At 41.5% G+C, this 20,675-nt stretch carries 23 protein-coding genes; 7 read left to right on the forward strand and 16 right to left on the reverse strand.

Features of this window, described 5'->3' with window-relative positions; all coding sequences use genetic code 11:
* Window positions 1-11: 11 nt before the first annotated feature.
* The 3 genes from IV64_RS01025 to IV64_RS01035 all read right to left on the reverse strand — a co-directional run bounded on the left by IV64_RS01025 (window position 12) and on the right by IV64_RS01035 (window position 2,724).
* Complete coding sequence (locus IV64_RS01025) at window positions 12-1,760, reverse strand: 6-pyruvoyl-tetrahydropterin synthase-related protein (protein ID WP_157060966.1); 1,749 nt, start codon at window positions 1,758-1,760, stop codon at window positions 12-14.
* A gap of 219 nt (window positions 1,761-1,979) precedes the next feature.
* Window positions 1,980-2,174, reverse strand: coding sequence for a type II toxin-antitoxin system Phd/YefM family antitoxin (locus IV64_RS01030; protein ID WP_057705306.1), 195 nt, complete (start codon window positions 2,172-2,174; stop codon window positions 1,980-1,982).
* Window positions 2,175-2,346: 172 nt separating this feature from the next.
* Window positions 2,347-2,724 (reverse strand): helix-turn-helix domain-containing protein, encoded by a 378-nt coding sequence (locus tag IV64_RS01035; protein ID WP_057705307.1) that lies wholly within the window; start codon window positions 2,722-2,724, stop codon window positions 2,347-2,349.
* A 188-nt stretch (window positions 2,725-2,912) separates the two neighbouring features.
* Between IV64_RS01035 and IV64_RS01040 the strand changes: the two genes are divergently transcribed.
* A complete protein-coding gene (locus IV64_RS01040; protein ID WP_057705308.1) occupies window positions 2,913-3,641 on the forward strand; it encodes a C40 family peptidase in 729 nt (242 codons plus the stop codon).
* Window positions 3,642-3,800: 159 nt separating this feature from the next.
* Here the strand turns inward: IV64_RS01040 and ntdP are convergent, their stop codons facing one another.
* The 3 genes from ntdP to IV64_RS01055 form a co-directional block, all read right to left on the reverse strand.
* A complete protein-coding gene (gene ntdP / locus IV64_RS01045; RefSeq protein WP_057705309.1) occupies window positions 3,801-4,349 on the reverse strand; it encodes a nucleoside tri-diphosphate phosphatase in 549 nt (182 codons plus the stop codon).
* Window positions 4,350-4,449: 100 nt separating this feature from the next.
* Window positions 4,450-5,253, reverse strand: a complete 804-nt coding sequence (gene recX / locus IV64_RS01050) for a recombination regulator RecX (RefSeq protein WP_057705310.1) — start codon at window positions 5,251-5,253, stop codon at window positions 4,450-4,452.
* 32 nt (window positions 5,254-5,285) lie between these two features.
* Window positions 5,286-6,026, reverse strand: a complete 741-nt coding sequence (locus IV64_RS01055; RefSeq protein ID WP_057705311.1) for a hypothetical protein — start codon at window positions 6,024-6,026, stop codon at window positions 5,286-5,288.
* 275 nt (window positions 6,027-6,301) lie between these two features.
* On the opposite strand from IV64_RS01055, the gene IV64_RS01060 reads away from it, so the two are divergent.
* The 4 genes from IV64_RS01060 (at window position 6,302) to IV64_RS01075 (ending at window position 7,663) form a co-directional block, all read left to right on the forward strand.
* Window positions 6,302-6,844 (forward strand): sigma-70 family RNA polymerase sigma factor, encoded by a 543-nt coding sequence (locus IV64_RS01060; RefSeq protein WP_057705312.1) that lies wholly within the window; start codon window positions 6,302-6,304, stop codon window positions 6,842-6,844.
* 79 nt (window positions 6,845-6,923) lie between these two features.
* Complete coding sequence (locus IV64_RS01065) at window positions 6,924-7,118, forward strand: hypothetical protein (protein ID WP_057705313.1); 195 nt, start codon at window positions 6,924-6,926, stop codon at window positions 7,116-7,118.
* Window positions 7,119-7,202: 84 nt separating this feature from the next.
* Window positions 7,203-7,415 (forward strand): DUF1659 domain-containing protein, encoded by a 213-nt coding sequence (locus tag IV64_RS01070; RefSeq protein ID WP_057705314.1) that lies wholly within the window; start codon window positions 7,203-7,205, stop codon window positions 7,413-7,415.
* Window positions 7,416-7,435: 20 nt separating this feature from the next.
* Window positions 7,436-7,663, forward strand: coding sequence for a DUF2922 domain-containing protein (locus IV64_RS01075; protein ID WP_057705315.1), 228 nt, complete (start codon window positions 7,436-7,438; stop codon window positions 7,661-7,663).
* 75 nt (window positions 7,664-7,738) lie between these two features.
* Here the strand turns inward: IV64_RS01075 and IV64_RS01080 are convergent, their stop codons facing one another.
* On the reverse strand, window positions 7,739-8,044 hold the full coding sequence (locus IV64_RS01080) for a hypothetical protein (RefSeq protein ID WP_057705316.1): 306 nt from the start codon (window positions 8,042-8,044) through the stop codon (window positions 7,739-7,741).
* Window positions 8,045-8,446: 402 nt separating this feature from the next.
* Between IV64_RS01080 and IV64_RS01085 the strand changes: the two genes are divergently transcribed.
* Window positions 8,447-9,115: a sugar transferase gene (locus IV64_RS01085; RefSeq protein ID WP_057705326.1), complete on the forward strand. Its 669-nt coding sequence runs from the start codon at window positions 8,447-8,449 to the stop codon at window positions 9,113-9,115.
* Window positions 9,116-9,351: 236 nt separating this feature from the next.
* Window positions 9,352-10,776 carry an oligosaccharide flippase family protein gene (locus IV64_RS01090; protein WP_057705317.1) on the forward strand — a complete coding sequence of 475 codons (1,425 nt, stop codon included), beginning with the start codon at window positions 9,352-9,354 and terminating at the stop codon, window positions 10,774-10,776.
* A gap of 79 nt (window positions 10,777-10,855) precedes the next feature.
* Here IV64_RS01090 and IV64_RS01095 read toward each other — a convergent pair whose 3' ends face one another.
* From IV64_RS01095 to IV64_RS01135, 9 genes are all read right to left on the reverse strand, one after another.
* Complete coding sequence (locus IV64_RS01095) at window positions 10,856-11,632, reverse strand: DUF4422 domain-containing protein (protein WP_057705318.1); 777 nt, start codon at window positions 11,630-11,632, stop codon at window positions 10,856-10,858.
* A gap of 160 nt (window positions 11,633-11,792) precedes the next feature.
* Window positions 11,793-12,851 carry an acyltransferase family protein gene (locus IV64_RS01100; protein WP_057705319.1) on the reverse strand — a complete coding sequence of 353 codons (1,059 nt, stop codon included), beginning with the start codon at window positions 12,849-12,851 and terminating at the stop codon, window positions 11,793-11,795.
* A gap of 9 nt (window positions 12,852-12,860) precedes the next feature.
* Window positions 12,861-13,952, reverse strand: coding sequence for a polysaccharide biosynthesis protein (locus IV64_RS01105; RefSeq protein ID WP_237757288.1), 1,092 nt, complete (start codon window positions 13,950-13,952; stop codon window positions 12,861-12,863).
* Window positions 13,953-13,976: 24 nt separating this feature from the next.
* Window positions 13,977-15,200 carry a hypothetical protein gene (locus IV64_RS01110; protein ID WP_057705320.1) on the reverse strand — a complete coding sequence of 408 codons (1,224 nt, stop codon included), beginning with the start codon at window positions 15,198-15,200 and terminating at the stop codon, window positions 13,977-13,979.
* Window positions 15,193-15,813 (reverse strand): hypothetical protein, encoded by a 621-nt coding sequence (locus IV64_RS01115; protein WP_057705321.1) that lies wholly within the window; start codon window positions 15,811-15,813, stop codon window positions 15,193-15,195. The genes IV64_RS01110 and IV64_RS01115 overlap by 8 nt, the downstream gene beginning before the upstream one ends.
* Before the next feature lie 15 nt (window positions 15,814-15,828).
* Window positions 15,829-16,956, reverse strand: coding sequence for a polysaccharide biosynthesis protein (locus IV64_RS01120; RefSeq protein ID WP_157060968.1), 1,128 nt, complete (start codon window positions 16,954-16,956; stop codon window positions 15,829-15,831).
* A 19-nt stretch (window positions 16,957-16,975) separates the two neighbouring features.
* Window positions 16,976-18,106 (reverse strand): UDP-galactopyranose mutase, encoded by a 1,131-nt coding sequence (gene glf, locus IV64_RS01125; RefSeq protein WP_057705323.1) that lies wholly within the window; start codon window positions 18,104-18,106, stop codon window positions 16,976-16,978.
* 343 nt (window positions 18,107-18,449) lie between these two features.
* Window positions 18,450-19,382, reverse strand: a complete 933-nt coding sequence (locus IV64_RS01130) for a glycosyltransferase family 2 protein (protein WP_057705324.1) — start codon at window positions 19,380-19,382, stop codon at window positions 18,450-18,452.
* Window positions 19,383-19,395: 13 nt separating this feature from the next.
* A complete protein-coding gene (locus IV64_RS01135) occupies window positions 19,396-20,307 on the reverse strand; it encodes a glycosyltransferase family 2 protein (RefSeq protein ID WP_057705325.1) in 912 nt (303 codons plus the stop codon).
* Window positions 20,308-20,675: the final 368 nt, after the last annotated feature.

Raw genomic sequence — 20,675 nt, forward strand, 5'->3', positions numbered from 1 at the left:
TTACTCCTTATTTAATGTCTCTTAACCCACCACTTTTGAAAGATGATTCCTAATAAACCAATCCAAGTAACGACACTTAATCCTAATAATGTGACAAATGACGCCGGCCGCGGCTCACTAATCATTACCGTATTGTTCCCCGCCCTGGCAAAAATCAACGTGCTCCCACGCTTACTAGACTTCGCATTGACGTGCTGACCATTAACGACCACCACTTCGCTCCCATAATGCAAAACAGGCACATCCACTTGACTTGCGCGTTTGAGCTTAAATTGATAGGTAATTTGTTGAACATTTTGATGATGTGTACTCCGAACGGTTTTGCGCCCTACCAAGACGCTATGCGCAATCAGTGACTTCTGGTAATCCCCTTGCCATGTCGTTTTCGGCGCATAGTCGATTGTTCCAAAAAAAGTACGGGGCGACTTGAATAACGTCGTATAATTATGCTGGTCAAGTCTAAAGCGAACGTTGAATGCATCCTTCAACTTAGGTGCGATTACTGATGTATATGGTGTACTACTAGCTTTGATACGATAGTTTACATTCAGCATGCTCGCATATAAAACGATGCAAGTACCAGTCAGTACCAGTGTTGTACATTTTTTAAAGTAATCCGACTGAATCGGATTCCTATTTTGAGAGATCAACTGCTCAACAATTCGCGCACCCGTTAGGATTAGACAAAAACTTGTTAGGCTATACAGCCGGTAAGGAAACTGTATCATATTTTGAATCTGATTCGGAACCATTCCCCACGGAAAGAGCGACGTTGACCCCAATAGAAAAACGATGCCTACAATAGCCACAATCCGATAAGCGTCTAATAAGTACCGCCAAAATCCAATAGTTAATCCCACTGCAATAAGTGCGACAATTCCCGGGTTGGCCGTAATTCCACTAAGCGAACCGTTCGTTAGCATCAAATTAATCATTGTTCCAAAGTCGTTTAACCAGGCAACACCAGCAATTTTAATTGTTGCTTGAATCGGCGTTCGCAAAAGCATCTGCACAAATGGGACCCAGAAAAAGCTTGTCAGCGCCAGAAATAGACTAGCTGCTTTCAAACAATTTATAAATCGCCGTAAGCGTTGTTCCTCCCCGCGCAAAGATAGTAAGTACAAGATTAAAAGCAAACTTACCTCAATCGCTAAAGTTAGCAAATGGGCATAAGCAGTTAGTGCTAATGCCACCGAGATTAACCACCAGTGTTTAACCGATCCGCGTAATAACTCGCGCACCCCCAAAACATACAACGGGATAAAAGTGGCTGCTAGCGCTTCCCCTAGTACTGACTGTCCGTTCAATAAAAACACATGGTACGGTGTCGTCATGTGAAAAATCGCCACAAGGTACCCGATGAATCGCGACTTAGAAAAATAATAGACACTGACGTACGTAATCATTAGTCCCGTCAGCATAATTAAAAACAGTCCAATGTAGTACGACCAGATTGGATTACCAACGAAAACATACAGCAGACTCCACAGCCAGAAATACACGTATGGATAAAAATAATTATTTGCAACACCAATCTGATTAAACGTTACAAAATTTCTAAAATCAAACCATTGATGAGCCCGCACCGATTCCGAAAATGCTTCAATACGACTCATATGATAAATAAAATCAGTATCTACAAGCATCTGATGATGTCGCACTTGTGCTATCGTCATCAACGCCAGAACGGCAAACGTCCCCACTACCCACAGGATGCTAATTAATCGTGATTTAACCACCCTACTAAAATATACGCCCAAAATACTTCCCCCAACAGCATTCGACTATCAATTGTCGTTATTTGGCAAAGGCAAACTTTATTTCACCATTCCATAAGCATTAATCATACCAAAGACCATTTAGTACTAACAGCAATTTTTCTGTCCAAAAATGATAAGTACTTTTAGCTACCGGGACAATATTAAAAACAAAATAAAAAGACTTGAAGTATGCTTATACTCCAAGCCTAATCTCAATTATTAACTAAATTCCATATCGTGATGGTTCGTCTTGGCTAACTGGGCAACGATCTGCAACCAGTCTTTCATGCTGACCATGACAGCCGAATCCTGGGTATTGGGATTTTCCACCTCAATTGTATCGTGGCCCTGATTAACGATTGTTAGCAACTGGTTAATATTTTTCTTTGCCAATGCAGTAGTAACTTTCTTCATATAATACCCATCTCCCAATTCGTTCAACGTTGAAGTTATTGTCCGTCAAGCGAGCCGACCCGTCAAGCGTTTCTGTTAGTCTTTTTTTACATAAGCTCACTTGAATTACTGACCAGTATTTTACACTAGCTCACAACGAGTTGCACTTATTATGACCACGCCTTAATCAAAACTAAAGTCGGGGCGTTTTAAACATCGATTTCAGCACATTGCGAATGATTTTTAACTGTTCGGGCGTAATTGGCTGCCCGTCATATTCAAACTGGTTCTTATTATTTTCAACAATTTTTTTCAAATCAACGGCAGACGAAGCGGGCGTCCGTTCCGTTTTGACCTTATCTTTACCCACTAATTTAGTATAACTGGTGCCTAAGACTTGGGCCACTTCCTTAAGGGTCCCCACCGAGGGCGTGTGTTTTTTCCAACTATAAATGGCACTAGCACTTAATCCCGCCAAGGTTGCCACTTCTGCTAGTGTTAACCCATTCTTCTTAGCAAACTGACGAATGTTTTTCAACAGCTCACCGTTGTCTAACTTCATAAAAGCCATTGCGAGCGCCTCCTGACCTCTTTTAATACCATAATTTATACTTGAATATAACACAATTGTCATTTGAAATATCTAATACTTAATAGAACCGCAAAACGTTTGCAACAATTCTGTTACATTACTCGCTTATGATAGTAACATAGCTTGTTAATAAAACGTCAAAGGCTCTCGGGGAGGAACTTCACATAATGAAACAACGACTTATCGCATTAATTATCGCATCTTTAGGATTAGTATTTGGCTTATGGCAAGCACCAACTGCTTACGCCAAGGCAACGCACCAAGTAATCAGTACCACTAAGGTGTCCAAGACTGGTTACATGAAAAAGGCTAACAACACGGCTATTTACAAAATGCACGGTGCAGCTAATAATACGAAGATCAAAAAGATCGGTACGCTCAGTACATATGGTAACCCCACTTGGTTCGTTACTAAGAAACGCCAAGTGCTCACCAACGGTAAAGTGAAGAAGTATTACTACGTCACTAAATCCGATAAAAAAGTTAAGGGCTGGGTTCGGACTTACACGGTTAAGAAGAGTAAGAAATCATTTACTAACCTTTACAAAGTTGCCAAATCTAAATTAGGTCACCGTTACGTTTACGGTGCGGTTGGCCCAACCACTTTTGATTGCTCCGGTTACACACGCTACTGCTTCAACAAGGCAGCTAAAAAGTCATTACCGCGGGTTGCCCAATCACAATACAGTGCCTACAAGAAAGTTTCATCACGGACTGCTAAGAAAGGTGACTTAGTCTTCTTCGGTAGTAGTACTGGTAGTATTAGTCACGTCGGCATCTACGTCGGTGGCGGTAAGATGATTGACGCCCAAAACAGCGGCGTGAAGAACGAACGGGTTTACGTTCCATGGTGGCACGCAGTTGGCTACTCACGTCCCGTTAACTTTAAAGCTTAATAACGGTAATCAACTCCCCGAAACGACCTGATTAATTTCAGGTCGTTTTTGATTGTCGTCATTATACCAAATAATGGCCCGAATATCGTAACAAAAAGGAGCTCCCAACTGGGAACTCCTTTTTGGACTTAATTACACTACTGACCAGCGTCAGCAGGGCTATTGCCGACGTGACAATTCTTGGTAACGACTATACCAAATATCAATGTATTCTTGTGAGAACGGTCCCTTCTTGTGCTTGATCCAGTCAACTAACACTTTAACATTTGCTTTTAAAATGCGATCTGTGTCAGCGGAATACTGCCATTGTGCACCGTGCTCTTCGTACTCGTCCACATCTAACAACCGGCGTTCACCATCCGGGAAGACTTTGACGTCCAAGTCATAGTCGATGTACTTCAAAGCCTCTTTATCTAACACGTATGGTGATGCTAAGTTGCAATAATATGAAACGCCGTTATCGCGAATCATCGCCACGATATTAAACCAATAATGCTTATGAAAATAAACGATAGCCGGTTCCCGCGTCACCCACCGGCGGCCATCATCCTCGGTGACCAGCGTGTGATCGTTACAACCAATTAAAACGTTCTCGCTTGTTTTGAGTACCATTGTATCGCGCCAAGTTCGATGTAAACTTCCGTCGTGCTTATAGCTTTTGATCGTAATGAAGTCGCCTTCTTTAGGTCCTTTAGCCTCGCGCGCCATATTTAACCCAACTTTCTCGAACATAGGGTAAAAATTTCATCGAATTTCATTAAACATTATACCAGACTTTACTGGCGCGCGGGGAGCTAATTCCCTGAAATCACTCTTCAGCAACCTGTTCATCAATGAAACGATTGATATCGTCCATCATAAACCCCTTCTGATACAAACTCCGCTTCGTCCGCATTGCGCGCTCAGAGAAGCTGTATTTACGATTACGTTGCCAGAGTTTCTGCCCCTGGCTGACTAAAGCATCCCACTGATCATCCGTATCTGGCTGCAAATCCAGCGCTTCAATGGCGTTACTAATCGTTTCCGCATCAAAACCCTTAGTCATCAATCCCTGGCGAACCTTTTGTTGCATGGTTTTAAAAGCTTGATGGTGATAACGCCGGACCAGCTTCTTAGCTAACTCCTGCGCGTTATCTAACCGATCATCCGCACTGAACTGACTAGCCAACGCATCATCAATCAGCTGTTCGCCAACGCCCTTTTGGCGAAGCTTTTGCCGAATCACCCGGGGCCCCTTATCGGAGGTCCGCTTAGCTGTCCGGACATACGCGTCCGCATACTGCTGATCATTTAACAGGCGCATCTCACGTAACTGCCGCATCGTGGCCGTAATCACGTCTTCGTCCAAGTCCTCATCACGCAGCTTATCATGAACCTCCTTCTCGGTCCGTAATTGGTGTGATAAGTACTCTAAGGCGCGTGTATAGGCCTTAGAAACGTCATCAGCCGCAATCATTTGCGCTTGCAGTGCTTCATCGACTTCCATCCCTTTAAAGACCCGAAACTTAATCATGACGGACTCACTGATTGGAAAGGCGTATTGGTCATCTAAGTAGACATTAAACCGCCCCGCCCGTTTTTGGGCAACGATCTTCGTAATTTTTTTAGTCATTTCTTAACTCCCGTTCTTAAATTACCTTGCCCTTATAATTTACCAAAAAACTTTTGCATATAAAAATTAATATCCTCAGGGCGTGCGTCAATGCCGTACTGTGCTAATACGAAAGTCGACCACTCAAGATACATGCGCACCTGAGTAGGTGCGTTTAACGCCTGATTGGGCACAACAATTTCGTTAACCGCCGCTTCATCCAGATATTGCTGCGTCATTTTATGTAATTCAGCTTGAATTTGACGTGCTTTACGCACTTGCGTTTCAAAAGAAAGCCAACTTTTAGGAATCGTTAGCCGAACCTGATTGGCAAATTCAAGTTTGACCCGCTTCCCATCGGCCCAATAGTCACTCAGGCCGTGTAAGCCGATCCAATCAGTTGAACTGCGCGTTGCTGCCCCGAGCGGGCTCAAGATATATTGATTTTGAATGATAGGTAACCTAGTTTGACTATAACCTAACTGCTCAGCCGCCATCGACGTACTCCGCTTATTTTCATAAATCAAGGTATTCACTAACGCTGCCGTTAGCACGTGTGCACTTTGACTCGTCGCAATAATGCCCCGTTGTGCATCCAAAACAATCGCTTTGATGGCAAGATTCAAGGTCCGAACATCCATGACTGCAAACGTATTTTTAAAGCTCAGTTTCACGTGATCGTTAACCACCGCGTACGGCAGAATTTGGCTTGGTTGTTCCAGGTCAAAACTTTTGGGATTTTGGTTCCAAATGGCGTGATTGAACGTGAACGACTTATCTTGGTAATCAAACATGGATATGGACCCTCCTTAAATTTGGCAGCTAACGACACGACTTACGAAATAAAGTAACTATGGTAGAAATCATTCATACCATAACCATATGATAACAGGCACGTACAAAATAACCAATCATTTATTCCAGCATTCACGGCTTCTAATCAAGTTTTTAACAACTAATGAATTTCTACACCTTTTTATGCTAAAACTGCAGGTCGCTAATCTGAAGTCATATCGTTAAACTAAACCCAACCTTGGCCAAGGCAAATTAACGAGAAGAGGAATTCACCATGCGTACTGACCGTTTAGACAATCAATGCGCCTTTGACTTGCTTGCCCATCCCGAACACCAACGCCTCCTGTATGGGGCCTTAAAAGCCGCGCACGTCACCCGCTACCATCCCCAGTTCGATGACTGTGTCATGGTCGCCCACCTGACCTGGCTATCCGCTTACCAAAACTTTGCGCGCCCATTGCCAGAAAACCTCGCTGACTTCCGTAAATACGCTTTTCGTCGCATTAAGTGGCGCACCGTTGATTACTTACGCAAGCAAACGTTGCGGCAACGTGACCAACTCGATTTAGAATACGGCTTGAACGTTCCCATTGACCCAATGCAGGCCCAAGAGACCCATTGGCAGCTTCACGATTTACTGACTAGCCTCCTGACCGTTTGTCGGCCGGGCGAACGGATTGTCTTAACCGAACTATTTTTAGAAGAACAATCGGTCGCGGACATCATGCGTTTACACGGCGTTAGTCGGCGCACCGTCTATAATTGGCGGACCAGTTTGTTAAAAAAGGCCCATCGGTTGTACGCTCGTCAGCGTTGACTTGCACAAATTGACCTACCAAGCCGTTATTAAGGCGTAGGACACGCTCTTACAAATCTTAATGAGAGGAGGGAAAACAATGCATGAATGGCTAAGCAGCCGTCTAGTGATTGAAACCACCACTTCTGGCGGCAGTCACCACCGGCAACACCTTGCGACCACCACACCCGTTACTGACACCCAAATCAATCAGTTAGAACAGATTATCGCCCCACTACTGAAAGATTCAGGCCTCACTATTCAACTAGATCAGCAAATCCAATTTTTAATTTAATTACCTTGCACAATGACTACTAGCCAAACGTTAGTATTAATGTAAGCTGGCCAGCCTACCACCACAAAACTAGGAGGAACTACCATGAAAAAGACTTGGTTAAAAGCAACCCTTGCAGTACTGATGACAACTGACACGGACGTCAAACGGAAACAATCGTTTAACGCCATCACTCAGGATGCCACTGACGAGCAATTAGCCGCTTTTGGTAAAGTTTTGGAAGCCTTGACTGGAAATGATTTTGTTTCAGCTAATATCACCAACGCTTACCAGTACACGTCAACCCCTGCTGCTTAAATCCAAGGAGGACTTAATTAATGAAAACACTCGATTTAACTTTTAAAACTAGCTTGAATAAGGTCCACCACGTTAAGCTCCACTACGCTAACGACAATCTAACTCCTGAAGTTGTCAGCAAGGCCATGGCTGATTTAGCTGCCACCAAGTTGTTTACTAAGGGCAACGAAAACTTGGTCGCAGAACCATTGGCCGCTAAGTACGTTGAAACGGTTGAAACACCCATCATTAAAGCACCAAAAGCATAACCTGATTATCCCTAATTAAGCCAAGCGCGCCCTGGTCAGCAATCTGACCGGGGCGCGCTTATTACATATATGTACCTAGATATCACACGCTAACCGCGTTCCCTTGGATTCTTCACGACGGACATTGTAAATCTCAACAATGATACTATTTCCAACCGGATGCCAATCAATGGCTTTCACCAAATCACGCATAAACGTCCGCGTGATCTGGGTCTTAATCGAAATCCCACTTCGCTCGACATCATCATAAAAGATGACCCGCTGATCCAGCTTATCGACTTTAAAATAGTAATATGCAAAGTGGTCCGTTCCCCGCTTCAAAATCAAATGGTAAGAAGAATTATAATCCGCTGGAAACACGGTCATCCCGTTGTCATTCATGTTTGTGACATCCTTTACCTGTAGTTTATCGAATTCGATTGCTCGCCTAATTGTAACGTGAATTTCTTGAAATTCATACCTATTACTGGCAAAAATTGACTAAGCACCGCAAATAGGTAATAATATAGTATAAACTAGTTCTGGATGCTTTTTTAAACTAACTATTCTTGAACTAGAATTATTAGTTTTCAAAAAGCTAATTTTTGCTATAATGAACATAAGTACTGCTAGAATCATGACTGATTATAACAATATTTACTTAAATAGTGTTTTGTATTATAATCTTATGGTTATGTTATTAGACTGGCTACTTTAAGTCAGCATTACCATTCAATTGGTAATATACCCACTCCGGTTATAAATCTACGGGGGAATATTAAAAGGAAGCATAGGGTGTTACTCATGGAATACAAAGAACGAGAAATCAGGCCGATTACGATTGATGTGACCCATCAACACCGTCGCTACGGTTATCGGCTTGTTAAACGTGTTTTTGACTTTATTGCTAGTGCGTGCGGCTTAATTATCCTTTCACCACTTTTTTTGGTCGTTGCTATTGCAATCAAGGTAGAAGACCCTCGGGGGAGCGTTTTCTATTCACAGACCCGCCTAGGCCAAGGGGAAATCCCGTTTAAAATGTACAAATTTCGCTCAATGGTTTCAAATGCCGACGAACTGTTGAATAAGTTGCTAAAGGAAAACGACGTTGACGGTGCCATGTTCAAGATGCACGATGATCCCCGGGTTACCAAAACTGGTCGCTTCATTCGTAAATACAGCATCGACGAACTGCCACAACTTTTAAACGTTTTGTTAGGTCAAATGAGCTTGGTTGGCCCGCGTCCACCACTGCCACGGGAAGTTGCAGAGTATACGGATTACGATAAACAACGGTTAACCGTTAAACCGGGGTGTACCGGGCTCTGGCAAGCTACGGTCCGAAACAGTGTGGGCTTTGACGAGATGGTCAAACTTGATTTGGTTTACATCTCTCGTCGGAGTGTTACTTTTGATTTATACGTCCTATTAAAAACCGTTGGCGTAATGATTCATCCAAACGGTGCATATTAATTAATGAATGCCTGAGCGACTGATTATTATCGGTCGCTTTTTATATTGAAAACAATTTTAAAATCAGATCAAAAACAACTATTGCTAAACTCAAAAACAAAATGAAAATACTAGTTTGTTAATAACAGTCGCAAGCCGAATGAACTCACTACCAGCACCCATAGACCTATGCTACAATGGCCTTATCACAGGCATTTGTACAGGCTAATTGCCTAACTGAAGCAAGGAGTTCTGCTATGCATATCGTCAAAAATTATTTTTACACTGCGGGCTACAATATTCTCATATTGTTAACGCCCCTACTAACTGTACCGTATATTTCTCGCGTTCTTGGACCAACCGGTGTGGGGATTAATGCTTCAACCAACTCAGTCATTACTTACTTCTTATTATTTGGTACCGTTGGGATTACGATCTACGGCAACCGGGAAATTGCGTTTATTCGTGACAATCGTACGACCCGTTCAAAAACTTTTTGGGAAATTGAAATATTACAGCTGATCACCATTAGTATCGCATATTTAGCATTTCTAGTTTTCCTTCTACTTGAACATCAATTTCGTATTTATTTTTTCTATCAATCTTTTTATATTATTGCAGGTGCTTTCGATATTTCATGGTACTTTATGGGGATTGAAGACTTTAAAAAAACGGTCTTGCGGAACACCCTCGTCAAGCTCTTTTCGCTTGCATTGATTTTTATTTTTGTCAGGACCCGCCAAGATACTGGCCTTTACATACTAATTTTATCCGGATCACAATTAGTCGGTAACCTAACATTGTGGCCCTACTTGAAACACAGTGTCGACCGACCCAATTGGTCACAATTACACATTTTTCGCCACTTGCGTTCATCACTTGCACTCTTCATTCCACAGATTGCGACGACCGTCTATCTGGCACTTAACAAGACCATGCTCTGGCAGTTGGATTCCGTGCGATCCGCTGGCTTTTACGACTATTCAGATAAACTGATCAAGATAGTTTTGGCGCTGGTCACAGCAACTGGGACCGTCATGCTACCACACATCGCGAACCTATACATGAGGCGACAACTGGACAAAGTTAAAGATTATCTCTACGTCTCTTTTGACATCGTTCTCTGCATTGCCGTTCCAATGGCTTTTGGGATTGCAGGAATTGCAACCACGTTAGCCCCGTTATTTTTTGGCAAATCATTTGCAAGCGTGGACTTGCTTCTTATGATTGAGGCACCAGTTGTCATTCTAATCGGCATTAGTAATGTCCTTGGTCAGCAATATTTGCTGCCAACCCGTCAAACTAAGTTCTTTACGATTTCAGTTACGTTTGGGGCCATTGTCAATATCCTGTGTAACATCCCCTTAATCCTGTTACTAGGTGTCAGAGGGGCAATGCTAGCAACCCTAATTTCCGAAACATGTGTGACGGGTTATCAACTATTTGTTACCCGTCATCAATTGGCCTTTAAACCATTGATTGGTGGTTGGAGTAAATATTTATTATCTGGTGCCATCATGTTTGGCGTGATTTATTATTTAAATCGGTCAATGCAGGCTTCCTTTAAAAATTTACTTCTTCAAATTGGGCTCGGTAGCATTATCTACCTGATTATGCTACTCCTTACAAGACCACCCATTTGGCATACCTTAAAACGTATTAAAAACAGTCAGGTCCGTTAATCTGGTCTAATCATACTAAATAACACCACTTTCCTGTTGAGCTTAGGAAAGTGGTGTTATTTAATTACATTTCAACACTTTAAAAATGGGTTCGCTTAGTCGCTTGTGGGAAAAACTTACGCTTTAGTAAATTGTACGCTTTAACCGGTAATTGCTGTTTTTCCATGTACATCACAGGGACTTCGGCACGGGATAACTGCTGATGAGTGAGCCAAACATCCAGCAATAATTCTGATAAATAGCCAAACACCCTAGCTTCTTGTTGACCATACTGAGAAATATCGACCATTGTTTCCACTTTAAATAGAATTGAAAAAAGCCACTGCGCATAGGCATCAAAGTATTTAGCTGGCATGATCATCATATTAAACATGTGTGCTGACGTCTTGTGCATTAGCCGGTCATAGTCCGCTAAATAGTCAGGATAATCCGATACAATCACCTGCCGAACCGTATCTAACGGTTCCTGATGGTGTGCGTGAATATAGTGAGAGTAATTGGTTTCAATATAGTAATTGCGCTTCTTAGGAACGATTACGTCTCGTTGAGCTAATAGTTGTTCAATGTCAGCCTCACTGAGAATCCCATTTAGTTGCTGTTTCGGATCAGCTGCTAAATACCGCCGATATTGAACGATTCCCTTCACATCCGCATGACAATTTTTCCAGATCCAGTAAATTGCAGTTAACTCATTAAAATTTGGATTCTTGATCGAAATATTATCACCCGTATTATCAGATTGATAATGTACTGGTAGCCCGCCATTAATTGCAGCCCCCACAAAAATCGGCTGATAGATTTTATTTGCTGGCATTTGGTAAGGCTTATGCGCGGCAACGTAGATTTGAATACTCATTGGCCAGTCCCCCTCTGGTAATGTTCTGATTGTTCATAATTAATATATGGCATTAATCATGCATTGGCGCTAATTATCGATTGTTGTTAAATCTAACTTGCTCAGGTTATTTAGTTATTATGGCTAACCAGCATTATACTGTATTATACATATTAAAATGTCACTTTAAAAAATACTTTCTAGGGAAGAATCCCACTCGAACAATCGGAATTTTAGGAATAACGACCATCCAAAAAGTCACAAATCCAATACGGTAAAGAATTGTAATCGCCGTTGCCAACCAATTCCCCAAGATTGGTGACGTCTGATTAAATAACCATCCCGCAATTCCAATGACATCTAAATCAATCAAATGAAAACACAACACGATTAAGGACAATCTGCCATATCGAGCTAATAGATTCAAACTAGGCCGTCCTTGAAAACGATCTAACCAAATACAGCCCTTGATAATGGCTAGACTAGCACCAATACCACCCAGTACACTAATGACCAAGTTAGGCGAAACTGGTACGGTTAGTGCAAAATACCCCTGAAAAGCACTGACTAACCATGCAAAAATAAAGACTAAGTACCAAGCATTCTCAACCCGCTCAAGAAAGTTTGTCTGTCTGATCAAGTAACCAGCATATAAAAACACTTGGGATAATAATGCTGCGTTAAATGCCCATGGCAAGTAAGCTAGTCGTCCCAATACACCCCCCATGACTGCAAGTCCTAGGATAATCCCAATTTGGATTGCTTTAGCCGATTTAAACCGCTGTGTCATCACTAATAAGCCATTAAAAAACTGTAACGCAATAAACATACTCAGTAAGAACCAAATTGCGCCGATTGGTGCTACCCGCCAGCCCCAGGGATTAAAGACCTCTGATCCAGCTCCATAGATGACAGCAAGAATGCCCTGCTTAGTCGACGTAAAATACGGATTAATAACGGCGTTATGGGGTAACTTGAGTGCTAAGTAATTAATCACCAAAATAACAGTTGCCGTAGTTGCATACGGAACCAATAGATTAACCGCACTGTGTTTAAATTCTTTGCCAATGGGACGCTGATGATATAGGTACCCACTCAAAATGAAGAAAATGGGCATGTGAAAAGCAAAAATAAAGCTTCCAAAAAACTGGCCCGTATATGGTCCCAGTGTATGACCAATAATCACGGCCAAAATGGCAATTCCCCTTGTAAAGTCGATCCATTGTATTCGTTTTGCCATCGGTGCTTGTCACCCCTTGTTAATCGTTGGATTATAAAATAAATTTGGAAAGAACTTTTGAAACCACGGGACGTACTGTAATCCAATGACAATGACATAGCTTAAGATCAGCGTACACAAGACCCAAACCAGCCCGCTCCACCAAATTCCAATGAAAGGGCGTAAGCCTTGCGATATAAACTGTAACGGTGATAAGACTACCCCCGTCATTAAAAGAACCGCATAACTCATTTTTACAAAATTATTTTTTCTAGGCGCCTTTAGCTTGGTCCGATTCAATACCTTGGTCGCAATTGTCACCCACACGGTTAAACACGGAATGGCCTGAAGTGTTTGTGAAAACGGCAAATTTCCTATCAAGTCATAATCACGATCAAAGTTTGCCTGGTACATGATGGTTGAAATCATCACGGCGTAACAACAAAATGTCAATAACCACGCTACTAAAAGCTGTTCACGCGTAATCCGCCGAATAAAGTCACGCTGACTTAGCCAGAATCCCATCAACGTAAAATAGCAGCCATTCGTAATTGCAATTGGCGGTGTAATACTAATCGTCGTTACCCCCGTGTAATACAACAAGATGGGAATCAGTCCAATGAAAACCAACTGAATCCAAAACAAGTATTTAATGTCCATTGTACGGACGTGAGCCGCAAGGATTCGAAGTAACGGTAACGTGACAAAGAATCCTAATGTTTCATAAATAACGTAATAAAAGCTATCTGGTGCCTCTGCCAAGGTAGCTAAATAGCCACTAAAACTAAATCTGATGACCACTTTGGTCAAAAATACCTCTTCCACGTAGAAAACGAACGAGAAAAGGGTGACCCCGCCAACAATAAACAAAATTAGGCGAATCAGACGGGCAAAAGTATACCTAGGTTGTCGTAACTGCTGGGCACCTAATGCCATCATCAGCAAACTAGATCCCGCAGTGGTCACTGTTGCAATGATTAACTGCGGATAAAAGAAGATGTCGGGCGCTTGTTCCAGGAAGTTGAAAACACCATTGGGTCCCGTATACCCAAAGACAATTAAACCAACTGCCAAAATCAGAACAGCCCGCTGCACGTGATAAAATTGTTTTTCTGTCATCATTCTTATCACTCCCACCCTTTCATCTCATTGAATTTCTCGCTGATAGACGACTGGTCGATCAAATCTTGGACCGATTAGGGTTCGGTAACGAGGCAATTCAGCAAATACGGCTAAGAAAAAAACGTTATAAGTGACTTCAAGAAAGTGCTGATCAAATGCACTAGCGATTGCAATCGCTAAAAAAATCGTCGGCAACAAATAATCATTTTGCTTCGTCCGTAAAAAAAGAAAAAAGCTCAAGCCAATGATGATGACCAATGTAAGCAATAATCCGTATGAAATCAGCATATTTAGGAACGATGAATCAATAAAGAAATAGGTCACTTCACCAATGCCATCAGTAAACATGGTGGCACGATCCCCACCCCAGCCATTCATCGGGATCCACGGCTGGCCAAATAACTTAACACCATACGCTAACAGGCCGTTGTTTCCCAATGCTAAACGTGTTGATAGCAAATCGTTTAACGTTCTCAAAATCTTATCATTAAAGTCAAAAACAGCCGTTAGCCACACAATTAAAATTGTAATCACCGGCAAAGCCAGAAAATGATACCGAAGGCCGGTAATGGTTACTTTAATTTTTGAGAGTTGCCGTCGATAGATATATCCAATGAACGTTACTATTAAGACAATCATCGCAATGGTGTCCGTCATGGTATGCGTATAGTGATAGATGACCCATAATCCAAATAGGACTGGCACTAGGTCAAGCAACTCAAATCGGCGCGCCTTTAAGTAGAGATAGACACAACTCAAATAGAAAATATGGGCGGCAAAATCAGTCGTGTAAACGACCCCAAACGACTGGCGTACCCCATCCTCAGTAACAAAAGTGATATTCTTGATAATTCCAAGCATGGCAGCAACAAATGCCACCAGTAAAATTCCACCAACAACCCATAAATAGACTTTCAAAATACGGCGAAATTTAACCCCACGGGCCGCCATGACTAGTAACACCGTTGTCACAAGGTAGTGTGCACTAGAAATTAGCGTCACGATTAAGACTAAACTTAACAGTCCCATTTCAGCCATAATTTGTTTGGTCGTCAGTTCATCAAAGAAGACAATTTTAGCTAACATCAGCCCCGCTGTTAATAATTGAATAATCGTTGCGACTCGATGTGGATAATAACTAAAAAAAGTTGTGGTATTAATCGTGACGGAGGCCAAGTACACTGCAAACACTGTTAAATAAATGACTTCCAGGCGTGGATGCAAATATGCCTTTATTTGCTTAAGCATTTTTCCCACGCCCCCTTCCGCGAACATAGTCAACACTGTATGGCATCACTGCAGCCAACCCAATACCAACGACAACCATAAATTTAAGCATCGGTTTAAGCATAGTATTGGTTACCCGAATTGTCGGTTGCTGTGTGACGGTGACCTTATAATGAGCCAGTGCTTTTAACGGTTGCGCGACTGCATTCCTAAAAGCGCGACTATTTTCTTCCGCAATCAACCGTGAACTGCTTGCCACGGTGACTCGCAGGACTGGTTTTCCCTTAATTGGTGCCGCGGTCACCGACTCACTCAGGTCCTGGACGGGTTGCCATATTCCAAAATGAGTATAGGCATACTCGCTCGCCTGATACAGCACCGCACTTTGATGAGGCATCACACTAAATTGGCCAACATTAGCAATGTCCTTTTTTCGTTGCTGCTGACGTTGCTTAGCACTCGCATGGCGTAATAGGTGCCGTTGAATCCTAATATCCACCCGTGCCTGGTAAACAGGTTTACTCATGATGGTCGTTAGTCCCCAGCCAAATACAACGCAAACTACGACCACTAAAGCTTCTAACGGCAACCAGTGCCACGCTATTCGCAAACGTTCCGATGCTTGATACTTCATTACAGGGTCCCTTCACTACCTTTTATTTTCAGCTAACTCAAAACTAGTCCATAAAAAGTCCGCCGATAGCTTTCTGGGCTGACTGATTGGCTTCAAGTCAGAGCTGAATTCCTGATAATAAGTTCCCAATTGAACTTTCTTTTGATCAACCACGTTAAAAAACAGCCGCATTTGACCATGTTTGGTTGCAATCAAATTGATTGAATTAACCGTATGTTTTTTATTAACCGTCAATCTAATTTTTGCCACTTTTTTAAAGGACGACTCTAATTGATTGGATTTTAAAATTTGTACATCATTGCCCTGCCGTTGTAATAAATAAAAATGCGCGCCAACCCGGTTAAGTGTTAAATTCGACTTCAGATTCAACGTACCCGTCTTTAGGTGATGTAACGTTCCAATTTTATGTTGCGTCTCATACCACTTTCCGTAGTATAACTGATGCTTTTGAGTCTTTCGATCAGTTGCCCGGATTACAACAAAGGCTCGGGCATCGGGCGTATTAATAACGGTTTGTAATTGACCACCAGTAAACTGATTACTTTTAAATTCTAACCGGCGAGTATGCCAATGGTGAAAATCGGTTGTGTCATAAATCCGATTACGGTCAAACAGTGTTAACCGGTTATTTTGATAAATAAACGTCGGCTTTTTTAACGTTACATTCGGATAGCTAATCGGTAGCTTAGTCCAATACGTCCCGTCTCGACTGGTGCTGATACGTCCTACCTGCCGACCGCCAGTTTGTTCTTGCGTTGCATTAAAGACTGGCGTTGTCACGTTTTGGGTGCCAACTTGCCAATAGCTCGCATCATGCAAACGATCCCGCAATTCGGTAGTCGTCAATGATGACCGATACCGTAGTCTTACCGTTTGATTATTCCGCGGCAGAAGTTCTCCCAAAGGATTACGCGAAAGCAACGTGTACTCCGAAATTTCAGGCCTAAAAGGATTGCGGTGCCCCGCTTTGCGAACCAATTGAATGGGAGATGGCGAATTGATTGGTGTCCCGTTCTCATCATTTTGATAAATGCTGACGACCGTGTCCTGACCACTTTGAATGCTCTGGACATAGAACATGTAGCCCACTAGTATAATCAAGACACCAGTAGCGCCAACCATCAACGCTAACCTTTTTTTCATGTTTTATCTCATTCGACCTTTACTTGCCAGATTCAAACTCTGCTTTGACCGTCACCAATGCCGCGTGAATGACCTGATGCATATCGTAGTAACGGTATTGGCCTAAGCGACCGCCAAAAATAATTTGATCTTGTTTCGCGCCCAACTTAGCATATTGTTTATACAAGTTATTATTGGTCTGGTTATTAACTGGATAGTACGGTTCATCCCCACGCTTCCAGTCAACTGGGTATTCCTTTGTGATAACCGTCTGATTATCATCACCCTTGCCAAATTCAAAATGCTTATGCTCAATAATTCGGGTGAACGGTGTTTCCGCATCCGTATAATTAATCACCGCGTTGCCTTGATAATTATCTACCGGCAAAGTCTCCGTTTCAAAGCGTAACGACCGGTATGCCAATTCACCTAACTGGTAATCAAAGAATTGATCAATCATACCCGTGAACACAACTTTAGGATAATCAGCTAAATATTCTGCTTTACGTGCAAAGAAGTCCATGTTAGTTTCAACATCAATATTAGGGTGATCCAGCATCTTGGCAACAATTTGGGTATACCCACCAATTGGAATACCTTGATATGTGTCGTTAAAGTAATTGTTGTCATACGTATAACGAACTGGTAACCGGCGAATGATGAATGCAGGTAATTCCGTTGCCTTTTGCCCCCACTGCTTTTCGGTATAGCCTTTGATCAACTTTTCATAGATGTCAGTCCCAATTAACGTAATCGCTTGTTCTTCCAAGTTGCGCGGTTGCCCACTGATTTTAGCAGCGTCCCGTTGTTCTTGAATCTTTTGAGCGGCTTCCTGTGGTGTCCGTACGCCCCACAGTTTATTGAATGTGTTCATATTGAACGGTAAGTTGTACATTTCACCGTGATAATTGGCAACTGGCGTATTAGTATACCGATTAAATTCAGCAAATTGATTGACGTAATTCCAGATAGCCCGGTCCGAAGTGTGAAAAATATGCGCACCATACTGATGGACCTGAATACCGGCAACTTCTTTCGTATAGATATTACCCGCAATGTGATCACGTTTTTCAATCACTTTAACTTTTTTGCCTTTCAACGCTGCTTCGTGCGCGAATACGGCACCAAATAAACCAGCACCCACAATTAAATAATCAAATTTCTCATTCATTTCAATACCCTCCGAGTCAATCTTGTTTAGAAGAATTATACCAAACAATACTTAATTAAATTCGTTAAAACATACGGACATTTGGTTTGCACGCTCTTTTGATTGCGAATTTAAATTAACTTTACTATTAAATTCATAACATTCTCTTCTAAAGAGTCATGCTGCTATTTCAGTCAATCAGGTGATTATCACAAGCCTTTTATAAAAATACTTATACTGCAACGGTTTCCTAAATTTACAATTAAAAAGTTTCTAATTATAAATACATTTTTTTCATTTTCCCATTAACAAAAAAACAAACGCGTCACAAATAGAAGCACGTTTGCTTTCTTTAACCCATCAGTTAAAATTTTTGGCCTGGCATAAAATGCGGATTTAGGCCTTCCTTATTACAGGCAGCATCACGCAATGCTTCCAGATAGGCACGGATAGCCATCTTTCTGTAACCACAGTAAAATGAACCACAAAGCTGTAGTGCAAAGCGACCATAAAAGAAAATTAGCCAAGCAAGACTAACCAATGGCTTCTTTGTCCAGCGACGGATTGCAATCATTCGATTCCGATGACCATAATAAATTCGCCAATCCGCCACAAATTTCTTTTTATTATCAATCGATGGGATAGACGTTTTATGGGTTAGCTTGGCTGCACTAACGTTAACCGGTTTGGATAGTTTAGCTGTCCGAATTGCATATTCACAATCATCCCACCAAATAAAGAATCCGGCATCCGCAACCCCTACCGCTTTGATAACATCTAAACTCATGAAAACCCCACAGAAGGTATACTGATCAAACTCAAAATTATGATCATATTCGCTGGCAGACACTTCAATCGCTCTAAACGTGCCCCAATCACTAAATCTACTTCGTTGATCTACTTGCAATCGTCCATCTGAAACATAAACACTACCAGTTAGAACTAGCCGTTCAGGATGCTCAACTTGATAATTTATCAGTTTTTCAAAGTAGTCTGGGGCAAAAATTGCATCATCATCAGATAATGAAACCCAGTCTAGATCAGGCTTAGTGCGTGCAATTTCCATTCCCCGAGCAAAGCCACCCGCACCACCAATATTTTTTTCGAGATAGCGATAGTCAATCAGCGGATTATCTAACAAATGATGCTCTGCAAGCATCGTCTTTGTACCGTCAGTTGAATGATTATCAATCAAAATTATTCTGGTTGGTATAACCGTCTGATTCAACAGACTTTCTAATGCTTCTAAGAGTAATTTCTTGCGGTTAAACGTAACAATAATTGATCCGTAGTTCATTTTTGGTCCCCCATTATCTAGGTAAATAGTTTAAATTACGTCCTAGGTGTCCTTGAAAGCCATCATGGTATCCAGATAAATAGGCTCTAATCAAAGGAAAAGCTTGACCCCAGCGATTCCTGAATAATCCAATAGCAACTAACTTTCGACACAAGAATCTACAGCAAAACCACCTAGTTTTCAGATTTTTTCCACTATATTTAAACAATGAAACAATGCGATTGCGCATAACATAGTATTCTTTCCATGGTGCAATTGACGTTCTAGTATAATTTGTTTTATGCAGTATCTGCGCATCATGAACATTTAAGAACGATCCTGATTTACGCGCTCTCAAGGCATACTCAAAATCGTCGAAGCGAATAAAATAATTTTTCTCGGGCAATCCAATACGTTCCAGCATTTCACGGCTCAAAAGAACACCTACAAACGAGAAAATGTCATACCAAAAATCTTTTCCATAAAGAGCTTCATCGACAGGTCTCGTTGTTAAAGTGACACCGTTAATAATCATTTCACGATGTAACGCATCATGCTTACCATTTGGTAATAAGACAGAACCGGAAAAAACATTTTGTCGAGGATGCCTTTCAATAGCACGCCGTAACGCAACAAAATAACCTGGTTGAAAAATTGCATCATCATCAGAAATGGAGACCCAATTACAGTCGGTTTCTAATGCTAAACTGATTCCTCTTGAAAAACCAGCCGAGCCCCCCAGATTCTCTGGACTACGATAATAATATAGGTGACTCTGATCAAAATCAAAAGTCTGATGAAGAGTCTCTGCAACACCGTCAGTTGAAGCATTGTCAACCACAAAAACATATTCGGGTGCCTGTTCTTGACTCAAAACACTCCTCAAAGCTTCTACCATTAATTTTTCGCGATTGTAAGTTACAATCACACATGCAATCTTATTCATACAAATCCCCCAAGATTCAATTAGAATAGCCTAACTCAGATACTCTACCACAAGTATAAGAGATAATTTAGTAGATCAACAATCATTAAACCCCTGTAATTACACTAATCATAATCAAAAACAATTTTTGATTGAAAATTAACAATATGAATGAACCAAAATCTAAATATTTTGATGCATCCCCCATATATACCTAAGACACAACTATAACAACTTACTTTAACTATAAAAGAAATTAAATTCAATAAACTTTGTTTTCCAAAAATCAATGTTTTCAATTAAAATACCATCTCTTTTTCAAATAATCTTTAACCCTGAATTGTCAAATCAAGTGCAACACTCACAACCCATTCTTATCAATTGGTCTA

It is taken from the genome of Lactiplantibacillus xiangfangensis, from assembly GCF_001438845.1.
Classification (GTDB): Bacteria; Bacillota; Bacilli; order Lactobacillales; family Lactobacillaceae; genus Lactiplantibacillus; species Lactiplantibacillus xiangfangensis.